The sequence below is a fragment of the Stenotrophomonas maltophilia complex sp. Om-AH-Sm3 genome, assembly GCF_059337855.1.
In genome coordinates this window covers 32118-44224 of record NZ_JBYBLQ010000018.1, presented here as the reverse complement: position 1 = coordinate 44224, position 12107 = coordinate 32118, and the positions used below count along the sequence as shown (strand labels likewise).

General features: G+C 65.3%; 16 protein-coding genes. 7 read left to right on the top strand and 9 right to left on the bottom strand.

The features are described 5' to 3' along the window. Positions 1-64: 64 nt before the first annotated feature. Positions 65-349: a metal-sensing transcriptional repressor gene (locus AC10QF_RS17530; RefSeq protein WP_049417302.1), complete on the bottom strand. Its 285-nt coding sequence runs from the start codon at positions 347-349 to the stop codon at positions 65-67. A 50-nt stretch (positions 350-399) separates the two neighbouring features. Between AC10QF_RS17530 and dmeF the strand changes: the two genes are divergently transcribed. Next, positions 400-1362 (top strand): CDF family Co(II)/Ni(II) efflux transporter DmeF, encoded by a 963-nt coding sequence (gene dmeF, locus AC10QF_RS17525; RefSeq protein WP_049417304.1) that lies wholly within the window; start codon positions 400-402, stop codon positions 1360-1362. An 86-nt stretch (positions 1363-1448) separates the two neighbouring features. Here the strand turns inward: dmeF and AC10QF_RS17520 are convergent, their stop codons facing one another. Continuing rightward, positions 1449-1733 (bottom strand): hypothetical protein, encoded by a 285-nt coding sequence (locus AC10QF_RS17520; RefSeq protein ID WP_005415073.1) that lies wholly within the window; start codon positions 1731-1733, stop codon positions 1449-1451. A gap of 90 nt (positions 1734-1823) precedes the next feature. On the opposite strand from AC10QF_RS17520, the gene AC10QF_RS17515 reads away from it, so the two are divergent. The 3 genes from AC10QF_RS17515 (at position 1824) to AC10QF_RS17505 (ending at position 4069) form a co-directional block, all read left to right on the top strand. Continuing rightward, entirely contained in the window at positions 1824-2240 is a 417-nt protein-coding gene (locus AC10QF_RS17515) for a hypothetical protein (protein ID WP_099495202.1), read from the top strand. Positions 2241-2367: 127 nt separating this feature from the next. After that, positions 2368-3042, top strand: a complete 675-nt coding sequence (locus tag AC10QF_RS17510; protein ID WP_143566455.1) for a hypothetical protein — start codon at positions 2368-2370, stop codon at positions 3040-3042. Between the two features lie 184 nt (positions 3043-3226). After that, the gene (locus AC10QF_RS17505; RefSeq protein ID WP_099591125.1) at positions 3227-4069 is read left to right on the top strand and encodes a class I SAM-dependent methyltransferase; all 843 of its coding nucleotides are present in this window, start codon (positions 3227-3229) and stop codon (positions 4067-4069) included. Positions 4070-4072: 3 nt separating this feature from the next. On the opposite strand, the gene AC10QF_RS17500 is transcribed toward AC10QF_RS17505, so the two are convergent. Next, the gene (locus AC10QF_RS17500) at positions 4073-5041 is read right to left on the bottom strand and encodes a polysaccharide deacetylase family protein (RefSeq protein ID WP_099495376.1); all 969 of its coding nucleotides are present in this window, start codon (positions 5039-5041) and stop codon (positions 4073-4075) included. 64 nt (positions 5042-5105) lie between these two features. After that, a complete protein-coding gene (locus AC10QF_RS17495) occupies positions 5106-5750 on the bottom strand; it encodes a hypothetical protein (protein WP_099495375.1) in 645 nt (214 codons plus the stop codon). Between the two features lie 138 nt (positions 5751-5888). Between AC10QF_RS17495 and AC10QF_RS17490 the strand changes: the two genes are divergently transcribed. Next, entirely contained in the window at positions 5889-6569 is a 681-nt protein-coding gene (locus AC10QF_RS17490) for a hypothetical protein (RefSeq protein WP_099495380.1), read from the top strand. A gap of 110 nt (positions 6570-6679) precedes the next feature. Here the strand turns inward: AC10QF_RS17490 and AC10QF_RS17485 are convergent, their stop codons facing one another. Next, positions 6680-6853, bottom strand: coding sequence for a hypothetical protein (locus AC10QF_RS17485; RefSeq protein ID WP_005415066.1), 174 nt, complete (start codon positions 6851-6853; stop codon positions 6680-6682). 9 nt (positions 6854-6862) lie between these two features. Then, positions 6863-7675, bottom strand: a complete 813-nt coding sequence (locus tag AC10QF_RS17480) for an alpha/beta fold hydrolase (protein ID WP_099495374.1) — start codon at positions 7673-7675, stop codon at positions 6863-6865. A 227-nt stretch (positions 7676-7902) separates the two neighbouring features. On the opposite strand from AC10QF_RS17480, the gene AC10QF_RS17475 reads away from it, so the two are divergent. Together AC10QF_RS17475 and AC10QF_RS17470 are read left to right on the top strand one after the other, a co-directional pair. Next, entirely contained in the window at positions 7903-8382 is a 480-nt protein-coding gene (locus AC10QF_RS17475) for a nuclear transport factor 2 family protein (protein ID WP_111097141.1), read from the top strand. A 75-nt stretch (positions 8383-8457) separates the two neighbouring features. Beyond that, positions 8458-8850, top strand: a complete 393-nt coding sequence (locus tag AC10QF_RS17470) for an XVIPCD domain-containing protein (protein WP_111097140.1) — start codon at positions 8458-8460, stop codon at positions 8848-8850. A gap of 26 nt (positions 8851-8876) precedes the next feature. Here AC10QF_RS17470 and AC10QF_RS17465 read toward each other — a convergent pair whose 3' ends face one another. The 3 genes from AC10QF_RS17465 to AC10QF_RS17455 all read right to left on the bottom strand — a co-directional run bounded on the left by AC10QF_RS17465 (position 8877) and on the right by AC10QF_RS17455 (position 12107). Further along, a complete protein-coding gene (locus tag AC10QF_RS17465; RefSeq protein WP_146256750.1) occupies positions 8877-9749 on the bottom strand; it encodes a hypothetical protein in 873 nt (290 codons plus the stop codon). 12 nt (positions 9750-9761) lie between these two features. Continuing rightward, positions 9762-10907, bottom strand: coding sequence for a YncE family protein (locus AC10QF_RS17460; protein ID WP_111097139.1), 1146 nt, complete (start codon positions 10905-10907; stop codon positions 9762-9764). A gap of 186 nt (positions 10908-11093) precedes the next feature. Continuing rightward, entirely contained in the window at positions 11094-12107 is a 1014-nt protein-coding gene (locus tag AC10QF_RS17455) for an XVIPCD domain-containing protein (protein WP_494542595.1), read from the bottom strand.

Below are 12107 nucleotides of genomic sequence, written 5' to 3'. Positions count from 1 at the left end.
GCCGGCAACTTCACGAACGGGGAAGGCAACCTGCGGTTGCCGGCCAGCGGCCGGCACTACCCGGTCATTTGCCGTAGCGGCGCAGCAGTTCGACCAGCACTTCGGCCTCGGCCGCCCGCTGCTGCGGGTCTTCGGCGCCGACCACATGTTCCTGCAGATGCTCGTGCAGCAGCTCCATCAGCAGGCTGTGGGCGGCGCCGCGCACCGCAGCAACCTGCACCAGCACGTCCGCACAGTCGCCGGCCTCACCCTCCGGCCTGTCCAGCGCCTGCTCCAACGCCGCCACCTGGCCGCCGATCCGGCGCACCCGGGTCAGCAGCTGCTTTCGATTCCTGTGTACATGGGCCATGGGCGCATCGTATACCCTATGAGGGTATCCTTCCACCCTCTGGTCTTCCCATGCACCTGGACGCCCTCGCCGCCGCCCGTCGCCACGAACACCGCTTCGACGACGGCAACCCGCTGGCCGAACGCAATACCCGCCGCGCCCTGTGGCTCACCGTCAGCATGATGCTGGTGGAAATTGTCGGCGGCTGGTGGTTCAACTCCATGGCCGTGCTCGCCGACGGCTGGCACATGAGTTCGCACGCACTCGCGTTGGGCCTGGCAGTGTTCGCCTACCGCTGCGCGCGCCGCTACGCGCACGACCCGCGCTTCGCTTTCGGCACCTGGAAGATCGAGATCCTGGCCGGCTATACCAGCGCCATCGCCCTGCTTGGCGTCGCCGCGCTGATGGCGGTGCAATCGCTGGAGCGGCTGTGGGTACCAGCGCCGATCCACTACAACGAAGCCATCGCCATCGCCGCGGTCGGGCTGGGCGTGAACCTGCTGTGTGCCTGGTGGCTGCACGACAGCCCGGGCCACGCGCATCATCACCATGGCCATGACCACGGGCATGGCCACGACCACCACGACCACGGGCATGCGCACGGTCACGACCTCAACCTGCGCTCGGCCTACGTCCACGTGCTGGCCGACGCCGCCACCTCGGTGCTGGCCATCGTCGCCCTGCTCGGCGGCAAGCTGCTTGGCCTGACCTGGCTGGACCCGGTGATGGGCCTGGTCGGCGCCGTGCTGGTCACGGTGTGGGCGATCGGCCTGCTGCGCGACAGCGGCCGCATCCTGCTCGACGCGCAGATGGACGCGCCAGTGGTGGCCGAAGTACGCGAGGTGATCGAACAGGGCCCGTGGCCGGCACGCCTGGCCGACCTGCACGTCTGGCAGGTGGGTCGCGGCAAGTACGCGGTCAGCGCCAGCGTGGTCACCAGCGACGCCACGCTGGATGCCGATACCGTGCGCAGCGCGCTGGCGATCCATGAAGAGCTGGTGCACGTAACGGTGGAGATCCACCGCAGCGCGTGAGACATCCGGTAGTGCCGGCCGCTGGCCGGCAACCCCATGAACACCGCACGCGATCTGCAGTTGCCGGCCAGCGGCCGGCACTACCGCTAGAGCTTCAGCATCATCCGCAACAGGTACATCAGCAGCGGCAGCGCACTCAGCACTGCACCGCCGATGCCGATCCACGGCCAGCGCTCACCGCGCACGCGCGAGGCCACGGCCAGGCCGCCCCCCACCAGCGCCGCACCCAGCACGCCCACGCCCAGCCCTGCGGCCATGCCATTGCCACCCGCGGCGACCGCCGCCTGTGCCGCCACGGTGCCTGCCCCCCACCCCACTGCAATACCCAGCCAACTGGCCACGCCACACCACGGTGCCTTGCCCTGCGCCATCCGAAAACCCCTGTGTCCTTGCCGAATTTCTGTACGGGCCACGCCCGCGTGCTGCCTACACTAGCCGCACCTGCCCTGTAGGGACATCCCATGCGCGCGCTCCGCCTGCTGCTGCCCGGTGCCCTCCTGCTGCTCACTGCCTGCGGCGACGATGCACGGCTTCCCTTCTCCGCCGACCCATTACAGGGCTGCTTCGCCACAGGCGCGCGCAAGCCCGCCGACTTCCGCATCGACAAGGAAGGCGGCCAGTACTTCGTTTCCTTCAGCCGTGGCGCGCAGTGGCAGCGCGAACCCAATGCCCTGCACAAGGCCACCCGCAGCGAGATCGGCCGTTACTTCCGCGACGGCGCCGAGCAGATCGACAGTGCCCTGATCCGCATGTCCGGCGGCTTCGGCATCTTCCACTTCAACAAGGGCGCGACGCTGAAGGGCAAGGCCGGCGACAGCGACTACATGGCGCTGATGCTGATCGGGGCTGGGCCGGTGTATGCGGTGAAGTGCGATTAGGCAATGGATCAACATTCAAACTAGTGAGAAAAGTTTGAAATGTGGTCAAGCACAGCGCAGGTCACAATCTGAAACATGAATATGTTTGAGCCTGATGTCTCCGCAACCGTAGAACGGAGACTCGCAGATGAGCAATCGCACGCTGATCCTGTGTCTGGCAATCGCCACGGCCTCGCCTGCATTCGCAGAAACACCATTGAGTGTCGACAAAACGGAGCTCGGCACCAAGGGGGAGATCATCATTGTTCGCCGTACAACTTGGCCGGACTTCGACGGCGGGCAGATTCCAGTTGATCAGCATCTCAAGCCGGATGGATTTGGACGCCTGATCTATCGATACAGCGACCAGCCGGAGGCGACCAAGCTCTATCATCAAGCCTTCTGCGCTTCCATGGATATGGAACCATCTCAAGGCGAAGGGACGATTGAAGGGCCTGCAGCAGGCTGGGCATGCACTCGTGAAAACACACCTGGTAATCCAACCTCAAAATTGAATTCGAAGAGTATTGACTGGGTTACGGCAACTGCGCCGAATGGACGTGTGCCTGTGGGTGTTTCCTATTACTCAACAGGCCAGATGAACGCAGAGAGCTCCGTCGCCGGAGCCCGAACAGCTAAGATTGGTGTTGACAACGGCAGATGCTACCTTAGCGATACACGTCATTACTCATCCCCCTTCTATCTCAGCGAGGGAATTGGCGTCGTCTGCACCGTAATGGAGTCACGGTTCGTGAGCACCTCCCTGGACGTGTGCATACCAAAGCAATGCGCATCCAATCGCGGAACTCAGTTCGCCCAGTAGGCAACTGATCTTAGGCGGCCTTCAGCCTTTCACTGAAGGCCGTGCCGCGGCATCCCGTCATACTGATTGATTGCACACGCCTCACAGACCGTTGTTCTCAACGACCATGGTCAGAAACCACTCTTTCAACCCATCATGGGGGCTGCGGTAACATGCCCTCCCCCGAACCGCCCCGGTACCCGCCGTGCCCCATTACACCGGCCCCCTGCTGACCCGCGACAGCGCCGACACCCTGCGCCGTGCCCATGACAAGGGCGCCGCCGACTGGCAGGGCTCGCTCGACCTCGGGCGCAGCCAGGACAGCGTGGCGCTGGACGCGGACGGCTTCCACTTCCGGGGCCAGCCCTACCCCTGGCCGGGCAAGCTGAAGGACCGCACGCTGTACTACTGGGATGGCGAGGACTTCGCGCCGATCTCGCGCTACAGCGGCTCGCTGATCAAGCTGGTGCCCACCGAATGGGGCGCACCGACCTTCGAGATCGACGGCATCAAGATGCTGCCCACCTCGAAGCTGTCGCCGTTCGAGGATGCGCGCCGCAAGGTCGAGCTGGTCGCGCCGGCCGGCAAGGTCATCCTCGATACCTGCGGTGGCCTCGGCTACTTCGCCGCCTGTGCGCTGGAAGCCGGTGTCAGCCAGATCCGTTCGTTCGAGAAGAACGCCGATGTGATGTGGCTGCGCACGCTCAACCCGTGGTCGCCGGATCCAGACTCGGCTGCCGCCGGCGGCCGCCTGCAGTTCAGCCACGGCGACGTCTCGCAGCAGATCGAACAGGTGGCCAGCAACAGCGTCGACGCGATCCTGCACGACCCGCCGCGCTTCGGCATCGCCGGCGAGCTGTACTCGCAGGTGTTCTACGACCACCTCGCCCGCGTGATCCGCAAGGGCGGCCGCCTGTTCCACTACACCGGCGCGCCGAACAAGCTGACCAGCGGCCGCGACGTGCCGCGTGAAGTGGCCAAGCGCCTGGAAAAGGCCGGTTTCAAGGCCGAACTGGCGCTGGACGGCGTGCTGGCCGTCAAGCGCTGAGCCTTACTCCGAATCGACCTTGGCCAGCTTCATCACCCACGCCGGCACCTCGGGTTCGCCGGCGTAGAAGTCCTTCGGCTTGTTCTCCGCCATCGCCCAGCGGTGCAGCCAGCTCGGGCCATAGCGGCCGTTGTAGCCCTCGGCACCCCGCGCGTAGGCCGGGTCACGCATCGCCTCGTCCAGCGAAATGAAGCGATAGCCGCGGCGCTTCGTGGCCGCGACCAGTTCGGCGAAGGTGGCCGCGTTGAGCTCATTGGCGTGCATCAGCCACACCTGCGGCAGCGCGTACCCCAGCAGCGCCTGCGACTGCTTCTCGTAGTAATCCAGCTTGTTCAGCATGTACGGCACGTAGCCCTTGCGCAGCTGCGCCAACGTCGCCGCGCGCGCGGGCGAGTCCGCCTGCTCGTTCATCACGTTGGCATAGGCGAACGCCCACACCCACTCGCCGTTGTCCACCGTCACCGGCGCCACGCGGTAGCCATGCTGCTTGAAGAACGCATCCATCTGCGCGCGCTCATCCGCGGTGCGCCCGGCGCGCAGGTAGGGGTGGCGCATCCACTGCGGCGCCTGCCCCTGCTCAGCCAGCAGCGGCCGCAGCACCGTCTCGCCGCGCAGGAAATCCTGCTGGAACGCCGCCACGCCCTTCGCATTCAGATCCATGTGCGAGTAGGTGTGGTTGCCCAGCACATAGCCCGCATCGCGCCAGTCGCGCAGCATCTGCACCCGCGCCGGCTGCACCTGTCCATCCACCTCAAGCTTGTTCTCGTTGACGAAGCCGACCACCGGCACGCCTGCCTGGTGCAGCTGGGCCATCAACGCCTCATGCCGCGCCTGCAGGTCCGGCGGCGCAATCTGGTCAAGTCGTGCCCATGGCAGGTCATCGATGGTCACCGCGATACGGCGGTCCACCTCGGCGGCATGTACCGCCAGCGAACACAGCAACAACGGCAACGCACGCAGCAACAAGCGCATCGGGTCTTCCCTGGAGTGGCGAGGCATCGACTGTAGCGCGATTGCCGCGCGCCGCCGAGCGTGCTCAGCCCGCCCGGGCCCGCGCGATCGCACGCCACAGGGCAACGCCGCCGGCCATTGCGGCCAACAACAGCACCGTCAACACCAGCGCCAGATCATCCGGATTGCGCAGCAGTGGCGCGTTCACCCGCGTCAGGATGTGGAACACCACGCGCTGCGCCTGCTCCAGCGGTACATCACCCTCCGACACCAGCTCCACCAGGCACGCCGTGGGTGACAGCAGCGCCACATTGCTCCACGCATTCTCGTACAGGTGCAGCACCCATCCGGCCAAAGCCAGTGCGCCACCGTGCAGCACCATAAGCGCCACGTTCGCAGTGCGCAGCCGATCGCGCAGCCACAGGGCACGGCTTGCGCATACCGCCATGGCCCCCAGCAACGCCAGCACCACGCCTACCCATGGAATCCAGCCCAGGGGCTGCCAGTCATCCAGTGCGCCCGCACGCGCCATCACTTGTTCGGCAACCTGCAATCGCGCTTGGGCGTCCGGGCCCCCACAGGCCGCCGTCACCGGCTCCAGCAACAGCTCCACGCGGTAATGGAAGAAGCCGGCAGCCAGTACCACAGACAGCAGCGCGACCCACTGGAGCATCAACAGGATCGGCCCCTGCCCACAGATGCGGCGGATTCGGGAAGTGGCGGCGCTCATCGGTTCATCCATGACAGCAAAGAGCCATCCTAACCAAGCGCTTCGCACGTGTCGGCTGGCGGATGCGACACGCACCACGCAGCGCCGTTACGATGACGAGGTTGATTGAATCCGTGTGTGCCAAGCAGGATGTTCCCGATGGTGATGCTGTACCTGATCGTACGAACGCTGCTGCCACTGCTGGCGTTCGTGCTCGCATGGTGGCTGCTGGCGCGCCTGATCAATGCGCGCGTCGCCCGGATGCCACGCGTCCCGTTGAACCTGCCGGAGCACAGCAGCAGCCCCCGCAAGAACGATCGACGCATCTACGCGCGCAAGCTGCGGCGGAAGCCGGGCCTGCGTATGGCAACCCGCGCCGCCACCGCACCCCGCAGCTGGCACGTCGCCGCGGCCATCCTCTTGCTGATGGCGCTGATCGCCACCGTGCTGGCCATCCCCGATGGCGCACGCTTCCAGGTGATGGTGGGCAATCTCATCGGTTATCCGGGAATCGTCATCGAGGCGCAGGTTCCCGTGGCCGCACAGCCCGTCGTGCTGCAGGCATGGCAACCCGCGCTCGCACAGCTGGGGCGGCCCACGGCGATGCGCTACCCGATCGGTCGCACCGGTGGTGAGCATGAAGCCCATGCGGTCGTACCCGTGCAGGTACGGCTGCAGGGTGATCGCCTGCAGGTGGCCGTCGCGCGACCGGTAGACGCTGAAATGCTGCGTGTAGAACTGGCACGGCTGGCCGGGTTGCCAATCGAGGCCATTGACGTACAGCAACGCGACGTTGCGCCGTGGAGGGAGTCGGGCTGGCAGCCACTGCCCGGCCCTTAGAGCAGAGCCCATGCTCCGCTGCCCTTTACCCCTTCCCCGGACGGCACGCGCTGCGCGCGCCAGCCGAGCATCGGCTCGGCTCTACATCAAGCCCACACCCAGCCTTTGAATCACGACCCTCGCGGCAGCTTCGCCGCCCACATGTTGTCGACCAGGTTGGGATAGCGCCGCCCGTTCTCCTCGGCACGTTGCCGTGCCGCCGCCTTCTGCGCATCCGACAGCGGTTGCGACGTCTGGCCCTTGGGGTTGGGCTTCTTCCACGGGGGGGTTCTGGTCTGGCGCATGGCCGCAGCTTAGCGCTTCAGGAAGTTCAGCAGGGCCAGATTGAAGCGGTCGGCGTGGCTGGTGTTGCAGCCATGTGGCGCGCCTTCCAGGATCACCACTTCGCTGCCCTTGATGGCCTTGTGGGTACGCTGGCCGGAGCCCTCGAACGGCACGATGGCGTCACTGTCGCCGTGCAGGATCAAGGTCGGCACCGTGATCTTTTTCAAGTCATCCCGGAAATCGGTCGTGGCGAACGCCTTCATGCAGCCCAGTGCCGCCGTCTGGTCGGATTGATGGCACAGCGCGATGGCCGCCTGGCGCGTTTCTTCGGTCACCATCAGCTGGCCGTTGGCGCTGAAGAAGTCGCGGGTGAAGCCGTCGAAGAACGCCTCGCGGTCCTTCTCCAATCCGCTGCGCATTTCATCGGCCTTGGCCTGGGGCAGCGGCCCCTCCGGGTTGTCGTCACTGCGCAGCAGGAACGGCGGCACCGCCGCAGCGAACACCACACTGTGCAGGCGATCCTGGCCGTGGTTGGCCACGTAGCGCGCTACCTCGCCACCGCCCATCGAGAAACCGACCAGGGTGACATCGCGCAGGTCACGTTCCTCGATCAACCCCGCCAGGTCCGCCGCCAGGGTGTCGTAGTCATAGCCGTCGGCCGGTTTGTCGGAGCGGCCGAAACCGCGCCGGTCGTAGCTGATCACGCGGTGCTGTGCATCGCGCAGGATCGCCACCTGGGTCTTCCAGGCGTCGGCAGACAGCGGCCAGCCGTGGATCAGGATGACCGGGCGGCCGTCGCCACCAGTGTCTTCAACGTGCAGGCGGATGCGGGAAGCAGGCATGGGCGCTCCTGTGGAAGGGGAGGATTTCAGGCTAGTGGCCGTCACCTGTGGCGGCTGTGAGGGAATCCCGGCCGCTCATGACATCCCCTGCACAGGCAACGGCCTCAAGGCTGGAACAGGGCCGCCAATATGGGCATTCATTCCGTGGCGAGGCCGTTTCGTCGGAAGCCGGCTGCAGCGGCCCAAACGCCATGCCAGCCTGCGTGAACCCTCCCTGGAGCCTCACCATGCTGCTGCTCACCCTGCCCTTGCTGGCCGCCGGCCTCGTTGCCGCGCCAGCGCCCGCCGACACCCTGCGCGCGCAGGTCCGCCAGGCCGACACCCAGCTGTTCGCCGCCGCCTTCGAGGCCTGCGATGCCGACAAGGCCGCCGCGATGACCACCGAAGACATGGAATTCTTCCATGACAAGGATGGCAAATCGGCCAGCAACCGCGAGGACTTCCGCCGCAGCGTGGCCAGCCTGTGCAGCAGCGCGCGCAAGGGTGGCTGGCAGCTGCGCCGCGAGCTCGTGGAATCTTCGCTGCAGGTGTTTCCGCTGCACGATGAGCGGGCGCTCGAAATCGGCGACCACCGCTTTTACGAGCGCGGCAAGGACGGCGTGGAACGCTGGACCGGCCAGGCCCGCTTCATCCAGGTCTGGCGCCGCGTGGGCGGGCACTGGCTGGCCGAACGGGTGATCAGCTATGACCATCGGCCGGCGGACTGACGTTTCCGGCGCCCTTCACCGGCCGGATCTATACTGGCAGAGTTAACCCCGACCCACCGCTACCGTTCGATCGCCATGGCAGAGATCACCCCCAACCACCCCGACTACGGCCTCAACCAGCAGATCCGTCAGGGCGTGGCCGCACTGGACGCCCAGCATGGCCGTGCGTTCGACCAGACCAGCGAACGCCTGACCGCCAGCCTGACCGTGCTCGCCCGCGAGCAGGGCCTGCAACAGGTCGACCACGTGCTGGTCAGCAACGCCACGGCCCAGCACCCGGCCGGACACAACATCTTCGTGGTGCAGGGCGACCCGGCCAATCCAGCGCACCTGCGCGCGATGATGCCGACCGCGGTGGCGGCGCAGACGCCGGTGGAGCAGTCGATGCAGAAGTTGGGGTTGGGTGTGCAGCAGCAGGTTGAGGCGCAGGCGCAGGAAATGCAGAATCCCGCGCCTCGGATGGGGTGATGCTTCTCTGAAGCTATCTTCACGATTTACGGCATTTTCCAGTAATGGACCTCAATAGAGATAGCGCCGCCCGGCTGACGTCTCGCCACAGAGTAAACACCGTTGGCGTGCATCAGCGTGCGATCGTCGGCGGGCAAGCCCGGATACTTGTCGGCTGCTTGATAATCGCCATAGTACGCAATCCAAAGCCCTACCCACTCAAGCTCTGGTTGAAAATCCCTCAACTGTTGACTTGAGACAAGAAGCCCGCCGAACAACCCAACTACGCCCAGAAGCCGTGCCAATGCGATGTTCTTCTTCCCTTCCAATCTATTCTTTACACGCCGGCCGACAGAAGGGATCAGCATCGCCAGAAGTGGCACTCCGAGCGCCACCAATCCCAACGTGATTTGCCAGACAACGGTCGCCAAGCCTACAAGCAACATTGCCAGCGTCAGCCAAACAAATATGTAAAGCGGAAGCGCTAGTGCTCCGGTAGCCATGACGAAATCCTGCCCCGGAAGACCGGTTGCGCTGGTCATGATGTTTCGCGCGATCATGGCCGCCCCAAGAATAACCCCCAAGTGCAGCATCAGCATTAGCCTGCGCACATAGCCATACCTCCATGCCCCCTGAAAAATTGGGATAAGCCAGGTCATCAACCCCAGCGCCATCAATGTATAGCCAAGGACAAGAGCAGCCTGGCAGCTGTACTGATTCCCGGTTCTTACCACCTCAAAAATCCACACCGCCAGCAGTGATACTCCGAGCAGGTAGAATTTTTTCTCCAAATCCAGCGCTCTGAGGCGATCAACAGTGCGCGCAAGAATTTCCATGTTTTCCGAACTCAGTAGGAGCGGCCAGCATTCTGCAGGTTCATCAATTTGTTGACCACTGTGGATCAAGTCCACAGTGGTCACTCGTTCGACTCCTTACAACTGGATGCGCGCCACGCTCTCGTCAGCGCCCTTGTCATCCTTCTCGCCGTTCTTGATGCTCACGAACAACACGTTGTTCTTCGCATCCAGCGCCAGGCTGTTCGGGTGGGTCGGCACCGTGTAGGTGGCCACCTTCTGGTAGCTGTCACTGTTGTATGCGGTCACCGTACCGGCTTCGCGGTTGGTCACGTACAGGCGCTTGCGCGGTGCATCCAGCAGGATGCCCAGCGGGCCGGCATCGGTCGGGATGCTGGCCAGTTCCTTGCCGGTGCTGCGGTCGAGCACCAGTACGCGCTGGCCCGGATGCTTGCTGACCAGGCCGCTGCTCTTGGCCTGGTAGCCACGCAGGAATTCCGAGCCCTGGTCGGTCACGAACAGGCGCTTGCCCGCCGGGTCCAGCGCGATGTTCATCGGCTGCTCGGCGGCGATCCTGTGCTGCGCCACCACCTTGTTCGAATCGGTACCCACCACCACCAGGTCGGCCAGCAGGTTGCTGGTGTAGACGCGCTTGTTGGCCGCATCCAGTGCCAGGCCCGGCGCCTTGGCATTGCCCAGGCCGTCGATGGTGTTGATCACCTTCAGCGTGTTCGTATCGATCACGAACAGCACGCTGCTCACGTCCGGCTGGCTGCTGTGGCCGGTCACGTACAGGCGGTTGGCCGCGCTGTCGACCACCAGCTCGCGCAGGTCATGGGTGTAGGCGGCCTTGCCGTCCTTGCCGGTCTTCTTCTCCATCAGCTGGATGGTGCCGACGGCCTTGTTCTGCGCGGTGTCGACCACGGTCACCGACAGGTCCACGGTGTTGCCCACGTACAGGCGGTTGTGGGCGTCATCCAGCACCACGCCGAAGGCTTTGCGCTCCAGCGGGATGCGGGTTTCCACCGCCAGCGTGGCCGGGTTCAGGCGCAGCACCTGGGCCGGGCCGGCGTCATCGCCGAAACCGCCAGAGGAGGCCACGAACACGGCGTTCTGCTTCGGGCTGTAGGCCAGCTCGTACAGGCCCTTGGCCACGGCCTGGCGCTGTACAGCGGCGGTGGCACTGGCGGCGGGCGCGTTGTCGGCGAACGCGGAGGGCACGCCGAGGCTGAGCGAAACGGCAACGGCCAGCGCGGCCGAGCGGAAGAGAGGAGTACGGAACATGCGAGCGTCCTTGAATGGGCACGGGAAGGTGTCCTGGCTCGCTGGGCCGTACTTCGACGGCCCGCCCCGCATCTGTCTGCGCGGGGTGGGCTGGCTGGGGTTGCGGGGGGAATGGTAGCAGGTGGGGGGCGTGGCGTGCGCCGGCGCGGGCATGGCCGACGCTCGACCTCGATGCTGCGCCCGCCGCTATGCCATCCGTGGACCGTGGCTCTGCTGAAGCTGCTGCTCCTCCTGCAGGCGCTGCGCGTCTCGCTGCGGCTCATTCTGCTGCAACTGCGCGACCCGATCGAACGAGGCCTCCACCGGTGCCTGCGCAGCCACCTCCGCCGGCATGCTGGCGCGCTGGTGTGCCGGGTCACTGCGGTCCCCCTGCACGATGAACAGCTTCGGTGCGGTATCACCGCGCTGCTCGCCCAGCACCACTTCGTCCACGCGCGAGAACTGCTGCTCCTTCGACAGCGCGAGCAGGCTGGCACTGACATTGCCGTTGCGCGCCCCGAAAGCGCCGAGGTCGGCCACCTGCTGGTGGATCTGGTTGAGGCGGGCATGATCGTCGTGCGCCGGGTCTGCGGGCGTGCCGCTTGCCGCGAGGGTGCTGTTGCCGCGCCACTGCTCGCCGTTCTCGGTGAACATCCACTCGCGGAAGGTCTGCTTCGGCATCGGGTTCCACTGCACCTTGTCCAGCTCGCTGCCCTTCACCTGCTGCGGAATGGCGTTGACCGCGCGGATGTTGTCCAGGACCCTGGTAGCGCCCTCGTAGTTGCTGATCTCCCCGGCCAGCCCGACCGGGCGCAGCCCAGCGTGGTTCAGGGCACCCCATGCGAAATCGGTGCACGCGTTGGAGAAGAAGTCGTACTCCATGTCGAAGCCGTGCTTCTTCGGGTTCGCCGAGAACTCGAGGATGCGGTCGTACTGCTCCTTGCTGATCTCGATCGTGCGCTCGAAGCGGGGCTTGTCGTAGACCAACACATCCATGTCATCGACTTTGCCCCGGTTCGGCTCGTCCTTGGTGCCTGCGTGGGTGAAACCCACGCTCTCCGGCAAGGGTTCACCCGAACGGCGCAGCGACAGGAACATGTGCCCCGCGAACGATGGCTCCAGCAGAAACCTGTTTCCCTCAGCATCACGGCCGTAGCGCGGCGTGCCGGGGGCCGCCAGATGAATGGTTACGCTGTAGCGTTCGGCATCGTCCTTGTGCAT